Source organism: Variovorax sp. AC103, assembly GCF_979254005.1.
This window is the reverse complement of the sequence record NZ_CEEDFC010000034.1, coordinates 1-22,808: the sequence shown is the minus strand read 5'-3', so window position 1 is coordinate 22,808 and position 22,808 is coordinate 1. Positions and strand designations below refer to the sequence as shown.

General features: G+C 68.0%; 20 protein-coding genes. 13 read left to right on the top strand and 7 right to left on the bottom strand.

Annotated features, from left to right (window positions below; genetic code table 11):
* Position 1: 1 nt before the first annotated feature.
* From AC0IYU_RS32545 to AC0IYU_RS32525, 5 genes are all read left to right on the top strand, one after another.
* The gene (locus tag AC0IYU_RS32545) at positions 2-907 is read left to right on the top strand and encodes an ABC transporter permease subunit (RefSeq protein ID WP_472125858.1); all 906 of its coding nucleotides are present in this window, start codon (positions 2-4) and stop codon (positions 905-907) included.
* A gap of 131 nt (positions 908-1,038) precedes the next feature.
* Entirely contained in the window at positions 1,039-2,076 is a 1,038-nt protein-coding gene (locus AC0IYU_RS32540) for an ABC transporter ATP-binding protein (RefSeq protein ID WP_472125856.1), read from the top strand.
* Positions 2,073-3,092, top strand: a complete 1,020-nt coding sequence (locus AC0IYU_RS32535) for a dipeptide ABC transporter ATP-binding protein (RefSeq protein WP_472125853.1) — start codon at positions 2,073-2,075, stop codon at positions 3,090-3,092. The genes AC0IYU_RS32540 and AC0IYU_RS32535 overlap by 4 nt, the downstream gene beginning before the upstream one ends.
* A gap of 46 nt (positions 3,093-3,138) precedes the next feature.
* Positions 3,139-4,770, top strand: a complete 1,632-nt coding sequence (locus AC0IYU_RS32530) for an ABC transporter substrate-binding protein (RefSeq protein WP_435487993.1) — start codon at positions 3,139-3,141, stop codon at positions 4,768-4,770.
* 3 nt (positions 4,771-4,773) lie between these two features.
* Positions 4,774-5,535, top strand: a complete 762-nt coding sequence (locus AC0IYU_RS32525) for a 5'-methylthioadenosine/adenosylhomocysteine nucleosidase (RefSeq protein ID WP_472125850.1) — start codon at positions 4,774-4,776, stop codon at positions 5,533-5,535.
* Between the two features lie 10 nt (positions 5,536-5,545).
* On the opposite strand, the gene corA is transcribed toward AC0IYU_RS32525, so the two are convergent.
* Positions 5,546-6,532, bottom strand: a complete 987-nt coding sequence (gene corA / locus AC0IYU_RS32520) for a magnesium/cobalt transporter CorA (protein WP_435438956.1) — start codon at positions 6,530-6,532, stop codon at positions 5,546-5,548.
* Between the two features lie 233 nt (positions 6,533-6,765).
* Here corA and AC0IYU_RS32515 point away from each other — a divergent pair, with 233 nt between their 5' ends.
* The 4 genes from AC0IYU_RS32515 (at position 6,766) to hprK (ending at position 11,266) form a co-directional block, all read left to right on the top strand.
* Positions 6,766-8,907, top strand: coding sequence for an ATP-dependent helicase (locus tag AC0IYU_RS32515; RefSeq protein WP_472125847.1), 2,142 nt, complete (start codon positions 6,766-6,768; stop codon positions 8,905-8,907).
* 322 nt (positions 8,908-9,229) lie between these two features.
* On the top strand, positions 9,230-9,559 hold the full coding sequence (gene hpf / locus AC0IYU_RS32510; RefSeq protein ID WP_435438958.1) for a ribosome hibernation-promoting factor, HPF/YfiA family: 330 nt from the start codon (positions 9,230-9,232) through the stop codon (positions 9,557-9,559).
* A gap of 190 nt (positions 9,560-9,749) precedes the next feature.
* Positions 9,750-10,217 (top strand): PTS sugar transporter subunit IIA, encoded by a 468-nt coding sequence (locus AC0IYU_RS32505; protein WP_124458504.1) that lies wholly within the window; start codon positions 9,750-9,752, stop codon positions 10,215-10,217.
* Between the two features lie 95 nt (positions 10,218-10,312).
* Positions 10,313-11,266, top strand: coding sequence for an HPr(Ser) kinase/phosphatase (hprK, locus tag AC0IYU_RS32500; RefSeq protein ID WP_108141382.1), 954 nt, complete (start codon positions 10,313-10,315; stop codon positions 11,264-11,266).
* Between the two features lie 21 nt (positions 11,267-11,287).
* Here hprK and fur read toward each other — a convergent pair whose 3' ends face one another.
* Positions 11,288-11,707 (bottom strand): ferric iron uptake transcriptional regulator, encoded by a 420-nt coding sequence (fur, locus tag AC0IYU_RS32495; RefSeq protein ID WP_435438959.1) that lies wholly within the window; start codon positions 11,705-11,707, stop codon positions 11,288-11,290.
* Positions 11,708-11,798: 91 nt separating this feature from the next.
* On the opposite strand from fur, the gene AC0IYU_RS32490 reads away from it, so the two are divergent.
* The 4 genes from AC0IYU_RS32490 to AC0IYU_RS32475 all read left to right on the top strand — a co-directional run bounded on the left by AC0IYU_RS32490 (position 11,799) and on the right by AC0IYU_RS32475 (position 14,533).
* Positions 11,799-12,359, top strand: coding sequence for an outer membrane protein assembly factor BamE (locus AC0IYU_RS32490; protein WP_472125844.1), 561 nt, complete (start codon positions 11,799-11,801; stop codon positions 12,357-12,359).
* Between the two features lie 100 nt (positions 12,360-12,459).
* On the top strand, positions 12,460-13,302 hold the full coding sequence (gene dapB / locus AC0IYU_RS32485; protein ID WP_472125841.1) for a 4-hydroxy-tetrahydrodipicolinate reductase: 843 nt from the start codon (positions 12,460-12,462) through the stop codon (positions 13,300-13,302).
* A gap of 37 nt (positions 13,303-13,339) precedes the next feature.
* Positions 13,340-14,035: a MotA/TolQ/ExbB proton channel family protein gene (locus AC0IYU_RS32480; protein WP_472125838.1), complete on the top strand. Its 696-nt coding sequence runs from the start codon at positions 13,340-13,342 to the stop codon at positions 14,033-14,035.
* A gap of 21 nt (positions 14,036-14,056) precedes the next feature.
* Entirely contained in the window at positions 14,057-14,533 is a 477-nt protein-coding gene (locus AC0IYU_RS32475) for an ExbD/TolR family protein (RefSeq protein ID WP_472125835.1), read from the top strand.
* Between the two features lie 24 nt (positions 14,534-14,557).
* Here AC0IYU_RS32475 and AC0IYU_RS32470 read toward each other — a convergent pair whose 3' ends face one another.
* The 5 genes from AC0IYU_RS32470 to glgX all read right to left on the bottom strand — a co-directional run bounded on the left by AC0IYU_RS32470 (position 14,558) and on the right by glgX (position 22,699).
* Positions 14,558-14,980, bottom strand: coding sequence for a hypothetical protein (locus AC0IYU_RS32470; protein WP_472125832.1), 423 nt, complete (start codon positions 14,978-14,980; stop codon positions 14,558-14,560).
* Positions 14,981-15,068: 88 nt separating this feature from the next.
* Positions 15,069-17,552, bottom strand: a complete 2,484-nt coding sequence (locus tag AC0IYU_RS32465) for a glycogen/starch/alpha-glucan phosphorylase (protein WP_472125830.1) — start codon at positions 17,550-17,552, stop codon at positions 15,069-15,071.
* A 141-nt stretch (positions 17,553-17,693) separates the two neighbouring features.
* Positions 17,694-19,163, bottom strand: a complete 1,470-nt coding sequence (glgA, locus tag AC0IYU_RS32460) for a glycogen synthase GlgA (protein ID WP_472125827.1) — start codon at positions 19,161-19,163, stop codon at positions 17,694-17,696.
* Between the two features lie 50 nt (positions 19,164-19,213).
* Complete coding sequence (glgC, locus tag AC0IYU_RS32455) at positions 19,214-20,521, bottom strand: glucose-1-phosphate adenylyltransferase (protein WP_472125825.1); 1,308 nt, start codon at positions 20,519-20,521, stop codon at positions 19,214-19,216.
* 87 nt (positions 20,522-20,608) lie between these two features.
* On the bottom strand, positions 20,609-22,699 hold the full coding sequence (gene glgX, locus AC0IYU_RS32450; protein ID WP_472125823.1) for a glycogen debranching protein GlgX: 2,091 nt from the start codon (positions 22,697-22,699) through the stop codon (positions 20,609-20,611).
* Between the last annotated feature and the right edge of the window lie 109 nt (positions 22,700-22,808).

The following is a 22,808-nucleotide window of genomic DNA, read 5'->3' as shown; positions in this document are numbered from 1 at the left end:
CATGGCAACGACACACGCAGTCTCCGCCGGCGCCAAGAGCGCCGCACCGCCCGGACCCTGGCGCGAGTTCTGGACGGCCTTCTCCGCCAACCGCGGCGCGGTCATCGGGCTGGTCACCATCGCCGTGCTGCTGCTGGTCGCGCTGTTCGCGCCGTGGATCGCGCCGCACGCGCCCAACGAAACCAACAGCGCCGTCTTCCTGCTGCCGCCTGCGTGGCAGCAGGGCGGCTCCGTGAGCTACCTGCTGGGCACCGACGCCATCGGGCGCGACATCCTCTCGCGGTTGATGTACGGCGCACGGCTGTCGCTGTCGATCGGCGTCGCGGTGGTGGCGATCTCGGTGGTCGTGGGCGTGGTGCTCGGGCTGGTCGCGGGCTTTTTCCGCGGCGTGCTCGAGATCGCGATCATGAGGCTGATGGACATCGTCCTCACCATGCCGAGCCTGCTGATGGCCATCGTGATTGTGGCGATCCTCGGGCCGGGACTCATCAACGCAATGGTCGCCGTGGCCATCGTGGTGTTGCCGCACTACGTGCGCATCACGCGCGCAGCCGTCATCGCCGAGGTGTCGCGCGACTACGTGACCGCCGCACGCGTGAGCGGCGCCGGCACGCTGCGCCTGATGTTCCGCGAGGTGTTGCCCAACTGCGCCGCGCCATTGATCGTGCAGGCCTCGCTCGGCATCTCGACCGCCATCCTCGACGCGGCGGCGCTGGGCTTCATCGGCCTCGGTGCGCAGCCACCGTCGCCCGAATGGGGAACCATGCTCGCCGATGCGCGCGAGTTCGTGCTGCGCGCATGGTGGGTCGTGACCTTTCCAGGCCTGGCGATTCTTGCTGCCGTGCTGGCCTTCAACCTGCTGGGCGACGGACTGCGCGACGCGCTCGACCCCAAGCTCAAGCGCTAGCATGAAGCACACCCCCAGGCTTGCCCACTTCGTGTGGCCTCCTTCGCCCTTGCAGGGGACAACCCCGGCGGCCCGGCAAAGCCGGTTCCGCGGTGTTCCTGGAACAGGCCTTTCGGGCCGGAGCCGCTGACATGCCTTTGCTGGACATCAAGGATCTGCATGTGGAATTTCCCACGCAAGGCGGCGTGCTGCATGCGGTCGACGGCGTGAGCCTCACGCTCGAGGAAGGCGAGGTGCTCGGCATCGTCGGCGAATCGGGCTCGGGCAAGAGCGTGACGATGATGGCGCTGATGGGCCTCGTCGGCTTTCCGGGCCGCGTGCGCGCGGACCACATGCGCTTCGCCGGCAAGGAGCTGCTCGGCATCTCCGACAAGGCGCGCCGCACGCTGGTCGGCAAGGAGGTCGCGATGATCTTCCAGGAGCCGACCACCAGCCTCAACCCCTGCTTCACCATCGGCTTCCAGCTGATGGAGACGCTGCGGCTGCACCTGAAGCTCGACAAGCGAGAAGCGAAGAAGCGCGCGACCGAGCTGCTGGAGCAGGTGGGCATTCCGGCTGCGTCGTCGCGCCTGGGCAGCTACCCGCACCAGCTGTCGGGCGGCATGAACCAGCGCGTGATGATCGCCATGGCCATCGCCTGCAACCCGCGCCTGCTGATCGCCGACGAGCCCACCACCGCGCTCGACGTGACCATCCAGGCGCAGATTCTCGACCTGTTGCGCGACCTGCAGAAGGAGCGCGGCATGGCGCTGGTGCTCATCACGCACAACATGGGCGTGGTGAGCGAGATGGCGCAGCGCATCGCCGTGATGTACGCGGGGCAGGTGATGGAGCACCAGCGCGTGGATCGCCTCTTCGCGTCGCCTCAGCATCCGTACACCGAGGCGCTGCTGGCCGCGCTGCCCGAACGCGCCGCGCCCGAGGGGCGGCTGGCCACCATCAGCGGCGTGGTGCCGGGCGTGCACGACCGGCCTGCGGGGTGCCTGTTCGCGCCGCGCTGCGGCTACGTGACCGAGCGCGCCTGCCAGGTGCGACCGGCGTTGCGCGAGTGGCAGGGCGCCGGGACACAGGCCCAGGTGCGCTGCCACTTTCCGCTCGGCGAGCCGGGCCGCATGGCGGCCATCGCGCAAGACCCGCCGCGGCAGCAGGTCGCGGAGGCGGTGCCATGAGCGAGGCACCCACCGACGTGGTGGTCGAAGCCCGAAACCTCCAGCGCACCTACGACATCCGCCGAGGCATGTTCCGCGCGCCGGCGCACCTGCGTGCGGTGGGCGACATCTCTTTTCGCATCGAGCGCGGCCGTACGCTGGCCGTGGTCGGCGAGTCGGGCTGCGGCAAGTCGACGCTGGCGCGCATGGTCGCGTTGATCGAAAAGCCCACGGCGGGCCAGCTCACGCTGGTCGGCGCCGATGCGGTAAACCCGCCGCAGGACCGCAGGCGCGAGTTGCGCCAGGCCGTGCAGCTGGTGTTCCAGAACCCGTACGGTTCGCTCAATCCGCGCAAGAAGATCTCGGCGGTGCTCGAAGACCCGCTGGCCATCAACACCAGCCTGAGCAAGTCAGAGCGCGCCGCCAAGGCCCGCGACATGCTCGCGCGCGTGGGCCTGCGGCCCGAGTACGCCAACCGCTACCCGCACATGTTCTCCGGCGGCCAGCGCCAGCGCATTGCCATTGCGCGCGCGCTGATGCTCTCGCCGCGCCTGCTGGTGGCCGACGAGCCGGTGTCGGCGCTCGACGTGTCGATCCAGGCGCAGGTGCTGAACCTGCTGGCCGACCTGCAGGCCGAGCTCGGGCTGGCTTACCTTTTCATCTCGCACGACCTCGGCGTGGTGCGCCACATCGCGCACGACGTGCTCGTGATGTACCTGGGCCATGCGGTGGAGCAGGGTCCGAAGTCGCGCATTTTCGCGCGGCCGCTGCACCCGTACACGCAGGCGCTGCTGGCCTCGACGCCGGGGCTGAGCAGCCAGCGCATCGTGCTCAAGGGCGAGTTGCCGTCGCCGCTGGATCCACCCACGGGCTGCGTGTTCAACACGCGCTGTCCGCACGTGGCGCCGCGTTGCCGCGAAGAGCGGCCGCTGCCGCGCATGCTCGACGAGCGGATGGTGGCCTGCCACTTCTCGGAGAAGTTTCTCGATGGCGTACCGGTGGTGCGCGCCGATGTCCCGATGGCGGCGAGCCTCTAGCCGTCGCCTGTTCCCCGTTTTCTCAACCGTGTCTCAAGGAGTCCACATGACGACCCAGTCCACTGTTTCGCGCCGCTCACGAAGCCTGGCGCTCCTGGCGCCGACAGCGCTCGCGGCCCTGACCCTGGCCTGTGGCGCCGTGTCCGCCAAGACGCTGGTGTATTGCTCCGAGGGCAGCCCCGAGAACTTCTACCCCGGCATGAACACCACCGGCACCTCGTTCGACGTGACCACGCAGGTCTACAACACCATCGTCGAGTTCGAGCGCGGCGGCACCAAGGTCGTGCCGGGCCTGGCCGAGAAGTGGGACATCTCCGCCGACGGCACGCAGTACACCTTCCACCTGCGCAAGGGCGTGAAGTGGCACACCACCAGCAAGAGCTTCAAGCCCACGCGCGACTTCAACGCCGACGACTTCATCTTCATGCTCGAGCGCCAGTGGAAGGAGAGCGACCCCTTCTTCAAGGTCACGAGCCAGAACCACTCGTACTTCAACGACATGGGCATGCCCAAGCTGCTGAAGACGGTGGACCGCGTGGACGACTACACGGTGAAGATCGTGCTCAACCAGCCCGAGGCGCCGTTCCTCGCGAACCTGGCCATGCAGTACGCGGGCATCCAGTCGAAGGAATACGCCATCGCCATGCTGAAGGCCGGCACGCCCGAGAAGGTCGACCAGGACCCGATCGGCACCGGCCCGTTCTACCTGGTGCAGTACCAGAAGGACGCCATCATCCGCTTCAAGGCCTTCCCGCAGTACTGGGGCGGCAAGGCGAAGATCGACGACCTCGTGTTCGCGATCACGCCCGATGCCTCGGTGCGCTGGGCCAAGCTGCAGAAGGGTGAATGCCACGTCATGCCGTACCCCAACCCGGCCGACCTCGACGCGATCCGCAAGGACCCGAACGTGCAGGTGCTGGAGCAGCCCGGCCTGAACGTGGGCTACCTGTCGTTCAACACCACCAAGAAGCCCTTCGACGACGTGCGCGTGCGCAAGGCCGTGAGCATGGCGATCAACAAGAAGGCCATCATCGACGGCGTGTACCTGTCGACCGGCGTGGCCGCGAAGAACCCGATTCCGCCGAGCATGTGGTCCTACAACGACGCGGTGAAGGACGACCCGTACGACCCCGAGGCCGCGAAGAAGCTGCTGGCGCAGGCCGGCTTCCCCGACGGCTTCTCCACCGACCTGTGGGCCATGCCCGTGCAGCGCCCGTACAACCCGAACGCCAAGCGCATCGCCGAGCTGATGCAGGCCGACCTGGCCAAGATCAACGTGAAGGCCGAGATCAAGAGCTTCGAGTGGGGCGAGTACCGCAAGCGCCTGCAGGCCGGCGAGCACCAGATGGGCATGATGGGCTGGACCGGCGACAACGGCGACCCGGACAACTTCCTGTACACGCTGCTGGGCTGCGCCTCGGCCAAGTCGGCCAGCGGCAGCAACGTGTCGAAGTTCTGCTACCAGCCGTACGAAGACCTCGTCGTGAAGGCCAAGAGCACCACCAAGCAGGCCGACCGAGATGCGCTCTACAAGAAGGCGCAGGTCATCTTCAAGGAGCAGGCGCCATGGTTCACCATCGCGCACGCGGTGCAGCTGAAGCCGGTGCGCAAGGAAGTGGTCGACTTCAAGCTGAGCCCCTTCGGACGCCACACCTTCTACGGCGTGGACATGAAATAAGCCATGGCCGCACCCGTCGCCATCGTTGCGGCCATGCATGAGGAGCTGGGCGCGCTGCTCGCGCAGATGCCCGACGAACAGCGCGTGCGTGTCGCGGGGCGCGACTTCTGGGTCGGTCACCTGCACGGCCAGCCGGTGGTGGCGGTGCTGTCGCGCATCGGCAAGGTCGCGGCGGCGGTCACGGCCACGGTGCTGCTGGAGCGCTTCGGCGTGCGGGCCATCGTGTTCACCGGTGTGGCGGGTGGGCTGGCGCCGGGCGTGAACGTGGGCGACGTGGTGGTGGCGACCGAACTGCTGCAGCACGACATGGACGCCTCGCCGATCTTTCCGAAGCACGAGGTGCCGTTGATGGGCCTGTCGCGCTTTGCGGCGGACGCTGCGATCAGCGACGCGCTGTCGGATGTCGCCACGGGCGTGCTGCGCGACCCGGTGGCGTTGATCGGGCACGCCGGCGTCGACGAGTTCGGCCTGTCGTCGCCGAAGGTGCATCGCGGCCTGCTGGTGAGCGGCGACCGCTTCGTGTCGACCACGGCCGAGAGCGCGGCGCTGCAGCGCGAGCTGCCCGACGCGCTGGCCGTCGAGATGGAAGGCGCGGCGGTGGCGCAGGTGTGCCACGACTACGGCGTGCCCTTCGCGGCGATGCGCACGATTTCCGACCGGGCCGACGACGCGGCGCATGGCGACTTCGCGCGCTTCGTCGCCGTGGTCGCGAGCCGCTACAGCCTGGCGCTGGTCGGCGCGTGGCTGGCCACGCTGCCTTCTTAAGACAGCGCGGCTACTTGAGCCAGCCGCGCCGGCGGAAGTACCACATCGGCACCAGCGCGCTGGCCGCCATCAGCACGATGGCGTAGGGGTAGCCCATGGCCCAGTCGAGCTCGGGCATGAACTTGAAGTTCATGCCGTAGATGCTCGCGATCAAGGTGGGCGGCAGCAGCGCCACGCTGGCCACCGAGAAGATCTTGATGGTCTTGTTCTGGTTGATGTTGATGAAACCGACGGTCGCATCCATCAGGAAGTTGATCTTGTCGAACAGGAAGGCCGTGTGGTTGTCCAGCGACTCGATGTCGCGCAGGATCTGGCGCGCTTCCTCGAACTGCTCGGCGTTGAGCATCTTGCTGCGCATCATGAAGCTCACGGCGCGGCGCGTGTCCATCACGTTGCGGCGGATGCGCCCGTTCAAGTCTTCCTGCCGCGCAATGGCGCCGAGCACCTCGCCGGCCAGCTCGTCGCTGACGTTGCCCGAGAGCACCTTCTTGCCGGCCACTTCGAGCTCGTCGTAGATGTTCTCCAGCGTGTCGGCCGAATACTCGGCGTCGGCGTCGAAGAGCTTGAGCATCACTTCTTTCGCGTCTTCGATCAGCCCCGGCGCGCGGCGCGCGCGCATGCGCAGCAGGCGGAACACGGGCACGTCCTCGTCGTGGATCGAGAACAGCACGCCGCGGCTGCGCAGGTCGGTGTTGTGCTGGTTCAGGATGAAGGCCACGCGCACGGTGCGCGGGTCTTCGTCGTCGTCGATCAGGAAGTCGGAGCGGATGTGCAGTTCGCCGTTGTCTTCTTCGTAGAAGCGGGCCGATTCCTCGATGTCCTCGTCCATCGCGTCTTCGGGAATCGACAGGCCGTAGTACTGCTTGATCCAGCGCTTCTCTTCGAGCGTGGGCGACTCGAGGTCGACCCAGATCGGGTGGAACTTGGAGAGCTCTTCGAGCGACTCGATCTCTTCCTGGACGAGGCGGCCGTTGGCGAGCGTAAAGATGTTGAGCATGGGCTCACTCCCGGGTATGACTGACTGAAACGTGGGGCGGGGGAGGGGCAGGGGCGCTTTCAATTCCCGGGCCCGACGCGCGCGAAAAGCGGGTCAGTGAAAGGGAGTTGAAAGCTGCCGAGACGGGGCGGTTTCCATGGGAAGAATCTCCGGTTGCAGCGAGCCGCGATTATGTCACCGGCCATATGACGGCCGCCGGTCGAACTGGACGGACATACAGTAAAGTCGGGCGCATGCAGACCGCTGCGCCCCTTGCTTTTCCCGCCGCGCCGAAGACCCAGGCCGAGCGCCTGGCCGCCGCACTGTCGACACTCAACGAGGCGCAGCGTGCGGCGGTCGAGCATGGCGTGGGCGCCGCCATCGGCGAGGCCGATACCCATGTCGTCGAACGCGACGAACGGCCGCTGCTCGTCATTGCCGGCGCCGGTTCGGGCAAGACCAGCACGCTGGCGCACCGCGTGGCGCACCTCATCGCCGGCGGCGTGGATCCGCAGCGCCTGCTGCTGCTGACCTTCTCGCGCCGGGCCGCGCAGGAAATGGAGCGCCGCGCCGGGCAGGTCCTGGCCAGGGTGCTCGGGCTGAAGTCCGAAGCGCCGCCCGTGCTGCCATGGGCCGGCACCTTCCACGGCATCGGCGCGCGGCTGCTGCGCGAATACGCCCCACAGATCGGGCTGGACGAGAACTTCACCATCCACGACCGCGGCGACGCCGAAGACCTGATGGGGCTGGTGCGCCATGAGCTCGGGCTGTCGTCCACCGTGAACCGCTTTCCGCGCAAGGGCACCTGCCTGTCGATCTATTCGCGCTGCGTGAACACGCGCGCGCCGCTGGCGCAGGTGCTCAAGGAGTCCTTTCCCTGGTGCGCCGAGTGGGAGGCCGAGCTCAAGAAGCTGTTCGGCGCGTACGTCGAGGCCAAGCAGCAGCAGAACGTGCTCGACTACGACGACCTGCTGCTCTATTGGGCCGAAATGGCCGCCGAGCCCGCGCTGGCCGCGCAGATGGGCGCACGCTTCGACCATGTGCTGATCGACGAATACCAGGACACGAACCTGCTGCAGGCGTCGATCCTGCTGGGGCTCAAGCCCGACGGGCGCGGCGTGACGGTGGTGGGCGACGACGCGCAGTCGATCTACTCGTTCCGCGGCGCCACGGTGCGCAACATCCTCGACTTTCCCTCGCAGTTCACGCAGGCCGCACGCGTGGTCACGCTGGAGCGCAACTACCGCTCGACGCAGCCGATCCTCGACGTGTCGAACCGCGTGATCGCGCAGGCGGCCGAGCGCCACGCCAAGACGCTGTGGACCGACAAGCCCTCCGCCGGCAAGCCGATGCTGGTGCTCGTGGCCGACGAAGCGGGGCAGGCGCGCTGGGTGGCCGACAAGGTGCTGGCGCACCGCGAGGGCGGGCTGGCGCTGAAGTCGCAGGCGGTGCTGTTTCGCACCTCGTCGCACAGCGCGGGGCTCGAGCTGGAGCTGGCGCGGCGCAACATTCCGTTCGTGAAGTTCGGCGGACTCAAGTTCCTGGAAGCCTCGCACGTGAAAGACCTGCTCGCGGTGCTGCGCTTTGCGCAGAACCCGCGCGGGCGCATGGCGGGCTTTCGCGTGACCCAGCTCATTCCGGGCATCGGGCCCGCCACGGGAGCGCGGCTGCTCGACGCCATGGACAAGGCGGCCGACCCGGCGGCGGCGGTGCGCGACTTCGTGCCGCCTTCCGCCGCCCGCGCGCAGTGGGCCGAGTTCGCCGACGCGTATGCCGCCCTGCGCGCGCCGTCGCTGCCCTGGCCGGCCGATGTGGAGGTGGCGATGAACTGGTACCTGCCGCACCTGGAGCGGCTGTACGAAGACACCTCCGGCGTGCGGCGCGCCGACGTCGAGCAGCTGGCGCGGCTGGCCGCGGGGTACGGCTCGCGCGAGCGCTTCCTGACCGAACTCACGCTCGATCCGCCCGAGGCCACCAGCGACCGCCCGGGCCCGCCGCTGCTCGACGAGGACTACCTGATCCTCTCGACCATCCATTCGGCCAAGGGGCAGGAATGGAATTCGGTGCACGTGCTCAACGTGGTCGACGGCTGCATGCCGGCCGACGTGGCGCAGGGCGCGCAAGAGCTGGAGGAAGAGCGCCGGCTGCTCTACGTGGCCATGACGCGGGCGCGCGACCACCTGCACCTGCTGGTGCCGCAACGCTTCCACATCACGCAGCAGGCGGCGCGCGGCGACCGCCACCTGTACGCCAACCGCACGCGCTTCATCGCCGACGCCGACCTCGCAGACTTCGAGCAGCAGACCTGGCCGCCCCCGCCGGAACGTCCGCCGGCGGTGCCGCCGCCGAGCGCGGTGATCGACCTGCGCAACCGGATGCGCGCGGCCTGGCGCTGAAGCCGGCTGGCCCTGCCGGCGGCAGGGTCACCGGGTTTTTCGCCCTGACACACATCTGCGCAAAAAGCCGGCGAGGCCTGCGCCGCGCGCTTGCATTGCTATGGATTGATGAGCATGTGAAAAGCTGCGCTAAAACCGTGCTGCGCCGCGGGCAGCCCTGGTATTGCAATCCCGTGACAGCTTGGGCATAGTGAATCGACCGCTTCAATTCCTGTCCTATTTCTCTTTCTTCCCCCTCTCTCCCACGCACACCAGTTCCCCCGGCCACGCTTCATTCCGGAGCGCGGTCATTTCCCCAACCGTCAATTCCAGGAGGTCATTCATGAATTTGACGATCAGCGGCCATCACCTCGACGTCACACCTGCCTTGCGGACCTATGTCACGAGCAAGCTGGACCGGATCACCCGGCATTTCGACCAGGTGGTCGATGTGAAGGTGATCCTCACGGTGGAAAAGCAGAAGGAAAAGGAACGCCGCCAAAGGGCGGAATGCAACATCCACGTCAAGGGCAGCGACATGTTCGCCGAATCGAGCCATGCTGATCTCTATGCCGCGGTCGACGACCTGGTCGACAAGCTGGACCGCCAGGTCGTGCGCCACAAGGACCGCCTGCAGGATCACCATCACGCGGCGCCCAAGCGCCTGATGTAGATCGGGCGCCTCGCGCTCCACTCACAGAGCCGCCTCCGGGCGGCTTTTTGTTTTCCGACTGTCACGCAAGGGCTTTGGCAGGCGCCCCAGGCGCCAAGGGGCCTGCGGGCAACATGTAGATAAAAAGTAAATACAGGGACTGGGGGTTTTTACCAACCGGGTGCATAATCGCCCCCGCTCTGCACCCACCATGAATCGCCTCGCGTCCATCCTGCCGCCCGCCCAAGTGCTTGTGAGCGTTGACGCTACCAGCAAGAAACGTGCTTTCGAAGAAGCTGGCCTTCTGTTCGAAAGCCTTCATGGGCTGGGACGCGCCCTGATCACCGACAGCCTGTTTGCGCGCGAGCGCCTCGGTTCCACCGGCCTGGGCCACGGCGTTGCCATTCCGCATGGCCGCATCAAGGGCCTGAAGGCGCCGATGGCCGCCGTGTTCCAGCTGGCCAACCCCATCGGTTTCGACGCACCCGACGAACAACCCGTCGCGCTGCTGATCTTCCTGCTGGTGCCCGAAGCGGCCACGCAGAAGCACCTCGAAATCCTGTCTGAAATCGCCGAGCTGCTGAGCGACGCCAGCCTGCGCGAACAGATCAAGTCCAGTACCGACGCGGCCGTGCTGCACGGCCTCATTGCCGGCTGGCAATCCACGCAAGTCGCCTGAGCGCATGCGTCGGCACGCGCGGCTGCTGATAAGCTGCGCGGCTCTTTCCGTCACTCCAACGCAATGCTGGCGCCCGTGCGCCGGTGCCTGAACGCATGAAGCCGACCGTCATCAGCGCCGATGCCATGTTCGAGGAGTTCCGCGGCTCGCTCCGTTGGGAATGGCTCGCAGGGCTTGGCGCGTCAGAACGCCAGTTCGACCCCGAGGTCATCAGCCGCGCGCAATCGGCGGCCGACCTGGTCGGCTACCTCAACTACATCCACCCGTACCGCGTGCAGATCCTGGGCGCCCGCGAGGTGGCCTACCTGACGCGTGGCAGCCCCGAGGACTGCGCCCGGCGCATCGCGCGCATCGTCACGCTGGAGCCGCCGATGCTGGTGCTGGCCGACGGCCAGGCCGCGCCGGACGAACTGCTGTCGATCTGCGAGCGCGCCCAATTGCCGCTCTTTGCCACGCGCGAGTCGTCGGCGTTCGTGATCGACCTGCTGCGCGCCTACCTGTCCAAGCACTTCGCCGAGCGCACCTCGATGCACGGCGTGTTCATGGACATCCTGGGCATGGGCGTGATGATCACGGGCGAGTCGGGCCTGGGCAAGAGCGAGCTCGGGCTTGAGCTGATCTCGCGCGGCAACGGCCTGGTGGCCGACGACGCGGTCGACCTGTACCGCATCAACCAGAACACCATCGAAGGGCGCTGTCCCGACCTGCTGCTCAACCTGCTGGAGGTGCGCGGCATCGGCCTACTGGACATCCGCGCGATCTTCGGCGAGACGGCTGTGCGCCGCAAGATGCGGCTCAAGCTCATCGTGCACCTGGTGCGCCGCGACAGCTTCGAGCGGGACTACGAGCGCATGCCTTCCGCGCCGCTCACCCAGGACGTGCTGGGCATTCCGGTGCGCAAGGTGATCATCCAGGTGGTGGCGGGGCGCAACATCGCCGTGCTGGTGGAGGCGGCGGTGCGCAATTCGATCCTGCAGCTGCGCGGCATCGACACCTACGCCGATTTCGTGGCGCGCCACCACAAGGCGATGGAAACCGGGCAGGATTGACGCGGCTTCAACCGCGCGGCTTCAGCGTTGCTTGACGCAGTCTCCGCAGAGGCCGTAGAGCGACATGGCGTGGTCCTGCAGGATCCAGCCCTTGTCCTTGGAAATCATCTGCTGGCGGCGTTCGATCTCGGCGTCGTAGAACTCCTCGACCTTGCCGCACGAGGTGCAGATCAGGTGGTCGTGGTGCGTGCCTTCGTTCAGTTCGTAGACTGCCTTGCCGCTCTCGAAATGGCTGCGTTCCAGGATGCCGGCCTGCTCGAACTGCGTCAGCACGCGATAGACCGTGGCCAGGCCGATGTCGGAGCGTTCGTTGAGCAGCACGCGGAACACGTCTTCCGCCGTCATGTGCCGCTGGCTGCCGGTCTGGAAGATCTCGAGGATCTTCAGCCGTGGCAGTGTGGCCTTGAGGCCGGTGTTCTTGAGTTCGTCGATGTTGGCCATGTTGGTTCCTGCGCCCTGGGCTGCGGCAAAGGCCCCGGAAAAGGGGCAGCCGCTACAATGGCCGATCATATCGCTACCCCCTTTTCCTCCCATGCCTGCCATTCTCCAACGCCGTTCCTGGCTGCTGGTCGCCGCCGTGGCCGCCACGCTCTGCCTGGGTGCCTGCAGCGGTTTCAGCGATCGCACGCGCAGCGCGCTGTCCGCGGTCACGCCCTACAAGGTCGAAGTGGTGCAGGGCAATTTCGTGTCGAAGGAACAGGTTGCGGCGCTCAAGCCCGGCATGTCGCGCCAGCAGGTGCGTGAAATCCTCGGCACCTCGCTGCTGAGCGACGTTTTCCACAACAACCGCTGGGACTACGTGTTCACCATCCGCCGCCAGGGCGTCGACCCGCAGGAGCGCCGCCTGACGGTGTTCTTCAACGGCGAACTGATGGACCGTTTCGAAGGCGACGAGATGCCGAGCGAAGAGGACTTCGTCGCCACGCTCGACACCCGCAAGAAAGCCGGCAAGGTGCCCCCGCTCGAGGCGTCGGAAGACGACCTCAAGAAGTTCGCCCCTTCCAAGGACGAGAAAAAGGGCGATACCGCCGGTGCGCAGGCTTCGCTCCCGCCACTGCCGGCCGCCTACCCCCCGCTCGAAGCCGCGCGCTGAAACGCGCCAGCAGCCAGACAGACAGCCGTAGCGGGCGGCGCCCGCCGAGCCAGGCAGTGCCCGTCCCGTGTTCCCCGTGTTTTTGCATGACTGAATCCGCGTGACCGAATCCACTTCCGCCTCCTCCCCTTCCGCTTCCGGCGCGCGCCGCATCGCCATTGCCGGCGCATCGGGCCGCATGGGCCACATGCTGATCGAGGCCGTGCGCAATGCGCCCGACCTGCGCCTGGCCGGCGCACTCGACATCGCGGCCAGCCCGGCCCTGGGCACCGACGCCGGCGCCTTCCTGGGCTTCGACAGCGGCGTGTCCATCGTGTCCGACCTGCGTGCCGGCCTGAAGGATGCGCAGGTGCTCATCGACTTCACCCGCCCCGAAGGCACGCTCGCGCACCTCGCGGTGTGCCGTGAACTCGGCGTGCAGGCGGTCATCGGCACCACCGGCTTCAGCGACGCGCAGAAGGCCGAGATCGCCGAGATCGCGAAAGACATCGCGATCATGATGGCGCCCAACATGAGCGTGGGCGTCAACGTCACCTTCAAGCTTCTCGAAATGGCGGCCAAGGCCATGTCGAGCGGCTACGACATCGAGATCATCGAGGCGCACCACCGCCACAAGGTCGACGCACCCTCGGGCACCGCGCTCAAGATGGGCGAGGTGATCGCCGACGCGCTGGGCCGCGACCTGAAGGAGTGCGCCGTGTACGCCCGCGAAGGCATCACCGGCGAGCGCGACCCCTCGACCATCGGCTTCTCGGCCATCCGCGGCGGCGACATCGTGGGTGACCACACCGTGCTGTTCGCCGGCACGGGCGAGCGCATCGAAATCACCCACAAGTCGTCGAGCCGCGTCACCTACGCCCAGGGCAGCCTGCGCGCGGTGCGCTTCCTGGCCGGGCAGCGCGCCGGCCTGTTCGACATGTACGACGTGCTCGGTCTTCGCTGAAGACATGCCGGGTCTTCGCTAAACAAAAGGACCGCCGATGAGCGTGCTGGAACTGCTGACCCATGGCGACGGCGTCAGCCGTTCGGTGGCCGCGCTGCTGCTTGCGATGTCGATCGCGAGCTGGGTCATCATTCTCTGGAAGGCCTGGCTGCTGCGCGGCGGTACGCGCGACGTGCTGCGCAGCATCGCTGCGTTCTGGCAGTCGTCCACTCTGGCCGACGCCGAACAGAAGCTCAAGGGCTTCGACAAGGCCATGCTCGTTTCGCCCGCCGTGTCTGCCATCAAGAGCGTGGCCACCAGCGCGCCCGATGGCACGCTGGGCGCCACGGTCGAGCGCAACCAGCGGCTCACGCGCGTCCTGCGCGACGCCCTGCATGGCGCCCTGCGCCGGCTGCAGGCAGGCCAGATCGTGCTTGCCACCGTCGGCGCCACGGCGCCCTTCGTCGGGCTGCTGGGCACGGTGTGGGGCATCTACGGTGCGCTGTCGGGCATTGCGGGCCAGACCGGCGGCTTCACCATCGACAAGGTGGCGGGCCCCGTGGGCGAGGCGCTGGTCATGACGGCCTTCGGCCTGGCCGTGGCCATTCCCGCAGTGCTGGCCTACAACGTGTTCGGCCGCGTCATCGGCCGCATCGAAGCGGAACTCGAAGGCTTCGCGCACGACCTGCTGGGCAGCTTCGGCACCCCGCCGGCACCGCCAGCGCCGCCGCCCGCGCGGCCGATGCCGGTTTAGGCAGGCAAGGCACGGCGCACCATGGCCTTCGGACGCACATCACTGGGCAGCAGCGCCGGCGGCGGCGGGCGTGCCATGGGCGCGGGCGCGCAGCGGCCGCTGTCCGACATCAACGTGACGCCGCTGGTCGACGTGATGCTGGTGCTGCTGGTGATCTTCATCATCACCGCGCCGCTGATGGCCAGCTCGATCAAGCTCGACCTGCCGCAGACCGACGCGGGCCAGCCCAACGACGCGCCCAAGTTCGTGAGCCTGGCGGTCGATGCCGCGGGCAAGGTCTTCTTCAACGACCAGCCCGTGACCGACGAAGAACTGGCCACCCGCCTCGAGAAGGCCGCGGCCGACAGCAAGGACACCGAGGTGCAGCTGCGCGCCGACCAGACCGTGCCCTACGGCAAGGTGGTGGCGCTGATGGGCATCGCGAACAAGGCGGGGCTGAGCCGCATCGGCTTCGTGACCGACGCGCCGCCGCCCGCCACCGAGCCCGTCAAGCGCTGAGCGCCGTCGGCCTGCCCTGAAGGCTCAGGGCTTGACCTCGATCATTGCCGTGTCGTGTGCCACCCCGTTCGTGAACTGCACGTCGTAGTCGAACTGGTCGCTCCCGCTGAACCCCGGCTCCGGCACGAACCAGATGCCCAGCCCTGACAGCGAGCGGCCGCTGCAATCGGTCGCACCGAACCGGGAGGGGCCGATGGCCACGGTGTCCGGCCGCACGGCCGTGGTGCCGTGCGCGGGCGGTGTCCGCAGGGTGATGCGCGGATCGGGGCCCTGGGAGCAATCCGAGCGGTGCTGCACGTAGGTGAAGATGCGCACTTCCTGCCCCGCCTGGGTGTTGCGCCGCCAGGTGCGCTCCTGCGGCGTGTTCTTCTGCGCATGGACGGCGGGGCCCAGCGCGAAGGCGGCCAGCAGTGCCATGGTGAAAGTCTTCATCGCAAAGCGTGTCATGGGAAATCCCTCTCAGGGCGTTGGCGGCCCCACGCAATGTCAAAGTCTGTTCAGCAGGCCGCCACCGCGGCAGGCCCCGTGTCGCGGCTCAGCCCAGCACCACCGGCTTGGTGTGCCAGATCTCGTGCGCGTACTGCGCGATCGTGCGGTCCGACGAGAACGCGCCCATTCCCGCCACGTTCAGGATCGCCTTGCGCGTCCACGCGTCCGAGTCGCGGTACAGCGCGTCCACCTCGCCCTGCTTGGCCACATAGCTCACGTAGTCGGCCAGCAGCAGGTAGTGGTCGCCCCAGTTCACCAGCGCGTCGTAGATGCCCTGGTAGCGCGCCGGCTCGCCCGCCGAGAACGCGCCGTCGCGAATGTCGTCGAGCACGCGCTTGAGCTCGGCGTTCTGCTCGTAGATGTCGCGCGGCTGGTAGCCGTGCGCGCGGATGTCCGCCACCTCCGGCGTCGTGTTGCCGAAGATAAAGATGTTCTCCGGCCCCACGTTCTCGCGCATTTCCACGTTGGCGCCGTCCAGCGTGCCGATGGTCAGCGCGCCGTTCAGCGCGAACTTCATGTTGCCGGTGCCCGAGGCTTCGGTCCCTGCGGTGGAAATCTGCTCCGACAGGTCGGCCGCCGGCATGATGATCTCGGCCAGGCTCACGCTGTAGTTCGGCAGGAACACCACCTTCAGCAGCTTGCCCACGCGCGCGTCGGCGTTGATGGTGCTCGCCACGTCGTTGATGAGCCGGATGACCAGCTTGGCCATCACGTACGCCGACGCCGCCTTGCCCGCGAACACCACCACGCGCGGCACGATGTCGATGGGCGCGCCCGTGGCGTGCGCGTCCAGGATGCGGTGGTAGCGCGCCACCACGTGCAGCACGTTGAGCAGTTGCCGCTTGTACTCGTGGATGCGCTTGACCTGCACGTCGAACATCGCGTCGGTGTCGATGTCGATCTTCAGGTTCTGCTCGACCCAGTTGGCCAGGCGCAGCTTGTTCTCGCGCTTGGCGTGGCGAAAGGCGCGCACGAAGGCCGGTTGCTCGGCCATCGGCCTGAGCGCCTCGAGCTGCGACAGGTCGCGCCGCCAGCCCTTGCCGATGCGCTGGTCCAGCAGCCCGGCCAGCGGCGGGTTGGCCTGCGCGAGCCAGCGGCGCGGCGTGACGCCGTTGGTCTTGTTGTTGAAGCGCTCCGGAAAGATCCTGTCGAAGTCGGCAAAGATCGACTGCTTCATCAGCTCCGAGTGCAGCCCCGACACGCCGTTGATCGAGTGGCTCGCCAGCACCGCCACGTAGGCCATGCGCACGCGCCGTTCGCCGGCCTCGTCGACCAGCGACAGCCTGCGCAGCAGCTCGACGTCGTTGCCCGCCTTCTGCGTCACCGTGGCGAGGAACTTCGCATTCATGTCGTAGATGATCTGCAGGTGCCGCGGCAGGATGCGCCCGAGCATCTCCACCGGCCAGGTTTCCAGCGCCTCGTGCATCAGGGTGTGGTTGGTGTAGCTGAACACCTTCTGCGTGTGGGCCCACGCGGTGTCCCAGTCGAGGCCGTGCTCGTCGAGCAGCAGGCGCATCAGCTCGGGCACCGCGAGCACCGGGTGCGTGTCGTTCAGGTGGATGCTGACCTTCTCGGACAACTGGTCGAAGGTCTTGTGGCTGCGCAGGTAGCGGCGCAGCAGGTCCTGCACGCTCGCGCTGCAGAAGAAGTATTCCTGGTGCAGCCGCAGCTCGCGGCCCGAGGGCGTGGAGTCGTCGGGGTAGAGCACGCGCGACACGTTTTCCGACTGGTTCTTGCTTTCGACCGCGCCCATGTAGTTGCCACGGTTGAAGGCCGAGAGGTCGATTTCCTCGGTGGCGCGCGCCGACCACAGCCGCAGCGTGTTGGTGGCTTGCGTGCCGTAGCCCGGAATGATGGTGTCGTAGGCCACGGCGCGCACGTCGTGGGTGTCGACCCAGTCGGCCGCGCCGTAGGGGGCGTTGGTGCCTTCCCGCCTTTGCACGCGGCCGCCGAAGCGCACGCGGTAGTTCACCTCGGGCCGCTGGAACTCCCAGGGGTTGCCGCGCGTGAGCCAGTAGTCGGGCGTCTCGACCTGCTGGCCGCCGACGATCTGCTGGCGGAACATGCCGTATTCATAGCGGATGCCGTAGCCCATGCCGGGCACGCCGAGCGTGGCCATCGAGTCGAGGAAGCAGGCCGCGAGCCGGCCGAGGCCGCCGTTGCCCAAGGCCGCATCGGGCTCGCGCTCGGCCAGCGCGTCCATGTCGACGCCGAAGTCGGCCAGCGCCTCGCGCACGGTGTCGAACAGGTCCACGGCCAGCAGCGCGTTGGTGAAGGTGCGCCCGATGAGGAACTCCATCGAGAGGTAGTACACGCGCTTGAGGTCCTGCGCGTAGTTGGCGCGCGTGGTCATCATCCAGCGCTCGACCAGTTGGTCGCGCACCGCCTGCGAGGTGGCGTTGAGCCAGTCGTCCTGGCTGGCGGCGACGGGGTCCTTGCCGACCGCATAGATCAGCTTGTTGGCCACCGCGCGCTTGAAGGCCGCCACGTCGCGGTCGGGGTGGTCGTAGGCGAAGTCTTTGATCGTCATGGTGGGCGCTCTGTGTGAGTGATCAGGTTTGAAGTCGAGGGGTCCTTGCGAGAACACCGGGGAACCGGCTTTGCCGGGCCGCAGGTGTTGCCCCCCGCAAGGGGGTTGGCGCAGCGACACGAAGTGCGCGAAGACCGGGGGTCATTCCACACTCTGCCGGTAAACGCCGATGTACTGCGCGGCCGCGCTCGCCCAGTCGGCAGGCCGCCGCATGGCATGGCCGCGCACGCGGCGCCAGTCGGGCGCGCGTTGGTAGAGGGCGAAGGCGCGCCGCACGGCGCGTTCGTAGTCGGCCACCTCGAAGCGGTCGAACACGAAGCCGGTGGCCTCGCCGCTGGCCATGTCTTCGAGCGAGCTGTCGACCACCGTGTCGGCCAGCCCGCCGACACGGCGCACCAGCGGCAGGCTGCCGTACTTCAGGCCGTACATCTGCGTGAGGCCGCAGGGCTCGAACAGCGAGGGCACCAGCGTCACGTCGCCGGCACCGAAGAGCTGGTGCGCCAGCGCCTCGTCGTAGCCGATGGTCACGCTGACCGACTGCGGCGCCGCGGCCGCGCGCTGGCGGAAGGCTTCCTCGAGCCAGGCCTCGCCGGCACCCAGCAATGCGAGCTGGCCGCCCTGCGCGAGCAACGCGTCGAGCCCGCCCAGCACCAGGTGGAGGCCCTTCTGCTCGGTGAGCCGGCTCACGAGAATGAAAAGCGGCGCATCCGGCCGGTCGGCCAGCCCCAGTTGATGTTGCAGCACCGACTTGCATCGCGCCTTGCCCGCCATGTGGCGGCCTTCGGGCGTGTGGAAGCCCTGCACCAGCGCGGCGTCGCTCGCCGGGTTCCAGACCTTGTCGTCGACCGCGTTCAGGATGCCGCCGAGCACGCCGCTGCGCTGGCGCAGCAGGCCGTCCAGGCCGCAGCCCTGCTCGGGCGTCTGGATTTCCTGCGCGTAGGTCGGGCTCACCGTGGTGAGCCGGTCGGCGTAGCTCAGGCCGGCCTTCATGAACGACACCTGGCCGTGGTACTCGAGCCCGTTCATCTGGAACGCCGTGGCGGGCAGGCCCAGGTCGGCGAAGTTCCACGGCGCGAAGATGCCCTGGTAGGCCAGGTTGTGCACGGTGAACACGCTGCCCACGCGGGGGCCGCCGGCCTGCCGCGCGAAGTGCAGATAGGCCGGCGCGAGCGCCGCATGCCAGTCGTGCGCGTGCACCACCTCGGGCCGCCACAGCGGGTCGAGTCCCTGCGCCAGTTGCGCCGCGGCCCAGCCGAGCAGCGCGAAGCGGCGGTGGTTGTCGCCGTAGGGTTGGCGCGACGCATCTTCGTAGGGGTTGCCGGGCCGGTCGTAGAGCGCCGGCGCGTCGATCACGTAGGCCGGAATGGCCGGCGCGCCGTCGGTGGCGATGTGCCCGAAGCGCAGCGCGAAGCGTTCGCCCCAGGGCGCGTTGAATTCGGCCACCGGCGCCAGGTCGCGCACGCCCGCCACGATGGCCGGAAACCCCGGCAGCAGCACGCGCGCGTCCTCGCCTTCGGCCATGAGCGCGAGCGGCAGCGCTCCGGCGATGTCCGCCAGGCCGCCGGTCTTGAGGAGAGGGAACAGTTCGGCGCTGACCTGGAGGATTCGCATCGTGAAAAAAGCGTGGGCGTGGGGTGCAGTGGGCGTCGGTGGACCGGCGGTCAGTCGGTGCCCAGCCGCTTGAGCATCTCGCGCGTGACCAGCACCACGCCGGTCTCGGTGCGCTCGAAACGCGCGGCATCGGCCACGGCGTCCTCGCCGATCACCATGTCGTCGGGGATCACGCAGCCGCGGTCGATCACCACCTTGCTGAGCCGGGCGCCCCGGCCCACTTCGACATCGGGCAGCAGCACCGCCTCGTTGATCTCGCAGAAGGAGTGGATGCGCACGCCCGAGAACAGCACCGAGCTGCTCACCTTGGAGCCCGAGACGATGCAGCCGCCCGACACGATGGTGTTCACCGTCATGCCGTGCTGGCCGTGGCGGTCGAGCACGAACTTGGCCGGGGGCAGCTGCCGCTGATAGGTCCAGATGGGCCAGTCCGTGTCATAGATGTCCAGCTCCGGGGTGATGGCGGCCAGGTCGAGGTTGGCTGCCCAGAATGCATCAATCGTGCCCACGTCGCGCCAGTAGGTCTTGGCACCCGGCCCGCGCGAGGCCCGCGTGACGCACGACATGCCGAACGGGTGCGCCAGCGCGCGGCCCTGCGCCACGGCGCGCGGAATGATGTCCTTGCCGAAGTCGTGGCTCGAGTCGGGGTTGACGCTGTCTTCCTCCAGCAGCTGGTAGAGGTAGGCGGAGTCGAACACGTAGATGCCCATGCTCGCCAGCGCCACGTCGGGGTTGCCCGGCATGGCGGGCGGGTCGGCCGGCTTTTCGAGGAACTCGGTGATCTGGCGGTTGTCGTCCACCGCCATCACGCCGAAGGCCGTGGCCTCCATGCGCGGCACCTCGATGCAGCCGACCGTGCAGCCCAGGCCGCGCTCGGCATGGTCCTTCACCATGAGGGAGTAGTCCATCTTGTAGATGTGGTCGCCGGCCAGCACCACCACGTAGTCGTGCTTGGTGGAGCGGGTCTGGATGATGTCCAGGTTCTGGAACACCGCGTCGGCCGTGCCGCGGTACCAGTGCTCGTCGCCCACGCGCTGCTGCGCGGGCAGCACGTCGACCATTTCGTTGAGCTCGGCGCGCAGGAAGCTCCAGCCGCGCTGCAGGTGGCGCATGAGCGAGTGCGACTTGTACTGCGTGACCACCGCCATGCGCCGGATGCCGGAGTTCAGGCAGTTCGACAGCGCGAAATCGATGATGCGGAACTTGCCGCCGAAGTACACCGCCGGCTTGGCGCGCCGGTCGGTCAGCTGCTTGAGGCGGGAGCCGCGTCCGCCGGCCAGCACCAGGGCGATGGTGCGACGAACCAGTTGATGGGCCTGCAGCTCGTGCTGGGGCTGTGTGGGTGTGAACTTGTCCATCCTGTGTCTCCGTTCGTTCGTTTGTTCGTTGGAATTCGTCGTCAGAGTTTCTGCATCGAGACTAGCACCGCGACATGCATCTGGCTCCTACGTTCTTGCAATGCAGATGCCCGGGAAAGGCACCGTTGCCGTGTCGCCGAGGGGTGGGGTCGCATGGCCCGGGTCGAGCGCGGGATCGCTCGCCAGGCACAGGCGCCACGCACCGGGGGGCATGCGGAAGGCGACGTCCTGCGGGCCCGCATTCACCATTACCAGCCAGTCGCTTTCGTCGGGGTTCGTCGGGGTTGCTGCATTCGGAAAGTGGAGTGCAAGGGCCGTGCCCGTCTGCCAGTCGCCGGGTGTCATCGGCGCGCCGTCGGGCCGCAGCCAGCGGAGGCCCGGCGGCATGCCTTGCGGGGGCTCGGTGGGCCACCAGCGGTTGCTGCGCAAGGCAGGGGCCTCGCGGCGCAGGGCGGCGAGCCGGGCGACGAAGGCGCTGAGCTGCGCCGCGCCGCCGTCGGGTGCCGACGCGCTCTGCCACGCGAGCCAGGTGGTCTCGTTGTCCTGGCAGTAGGCGTTGTTGTTGCCCTGCTGGCTGTGGCCGAGTTCGTCGCCGGCCAGCAGCATGGGCGTGCCCTGCGACAGCATCAGCGTGGCGAGCAGCGCGCGCTGCAGCCGGGTGCGTCGGGCTTGCACGCCGGGGTCGTCGCTCGGGCCTTCGACGCCGCAGTTGTCGCTCAGGTTGTGGCCGTGGCCGTCGCGGTTGTCTTCGCCGTTGGCCTGGTTGTGGCGCTCGTTGTAGCTCACGAGGTCGCGCAGCGTGAAGCCGTCGTGCGCGGTGACGAAGTTGACGCTGGCCGTCGGCGCGCGGCCGTGGTGGGCGAACTGCGTGCTGGAGGCGGTGACGCGGTGTGCGAAGTCGCCCAGGCCGGCCTTGTCGTCGCGCGCCTGCCGCAGCCAGAAGCCGCGCTGCGTGTCGCGGTAGCGGTCGTTCCATTCGAGCCAGCCAGGCGGGAACTCGCCCAGCCGGTAGCCGCCGGGGCCGATGTCCCAGGGCTCGGCGATGAGCAGGGTGCGCGAGAGCACCGGGTCTTGCGCGACGGCGGCAAGGAAGGGCGCGCGCGCGTCGAACCCGCGCTGCGCGTCGCGTCCGAGGATCGGTGCCAGGTCGAAACGGAAGCCGTCGACGCCCATCTCGCAGGCCCAGAAGCGCAGGCTGTCCATCACCATCTGCAGCACGCGCGGCTCGCCCAGGTTCAGGCAGTTGCCGCAGCCGGTCCAGTTCTCGTACAGGGCGCGGTCGTCGGGGCGCAGGTGGTAGTACAGGGCGTTGTCGATGCCGCGCAGCGACAGCGTGGGGCCGAGCTCGTCGGTCTCGGCGCTGTGGTTGTAGACCACGTCGATCACCAGCTCCATGCCGCGCGCGTGGATGGCGTCGGCCATCGCGCGGAACTCGCCGGCGGGCGTGGTGCCGGGGCGGCCGCTCCAGTAGCGGGCCTCGGGCGCGAACCAGCCGATGGTGGTGTAGCCCCAGTAGTTGCTCAGGCCCATGCGCTGCAGGCGCTGCTCGTCGGCGCGGTGCTGCACCGGCATGAGGCTCAGCGTGGTGACGCCCAGGCGCTGCAGGTGGTCGAGCACGGCGGGCTCGGCGAGGCCGGCGTAGGTGCCTCGGAGTGCTTCGGGCACCTGGGGGTGCAGCCTGGTTTGTCCCTTGACGTGGAGCTCGTAGAGGACGCGGTCTGCGGCGGGGATGCGGACGTGCCCGGGGCTTTCTGCTGCTGCTGCTGCCGGGGCCACACGTGCCTTGAGGGCGACGGCGGCGTTGTCGCGCGGGTCCCGCTCTGCCGGGGCCGCGGGCACGTGGCCCAGGAACAGGTCGCTGCCGTCGTAGCTGCCGACGATCTCGCGGGCGTACGGGTCGAGCACCAGCTTGGCGGGATTGAAGCGCTGGCCCTCATGCGGTGTCCATGGGCCGTGGACCCGGTAGCCGTAGACCAGGCCCGGGCGGGCGCTGGGGAGGTGGCCGTGCCAGATGCCGTCCGTGCAGGCCGGTAGTTGCAGGCGCTGCTGCTCGTGTTGGCCTGTGCTGTCGAAGATGCAGAGGTCTACGGATTCTGCGGAGGGGGCTGCCAGGGCGAAGTTGACGCCTTGTGGCGAGGGTGTGGCGCCGAGGGGGAATGGGTTGCCTGGGCTCAGCATGCTGCTTGCTTTCTTTGGGGCTTGCTTCCCGAGGCCGGGACTCGCCCCGGCAGGCGACTTACTTTCTTTTGCTTCGCCAAAAGAAAGTAAGCAAAGAAAAGGCGACCCC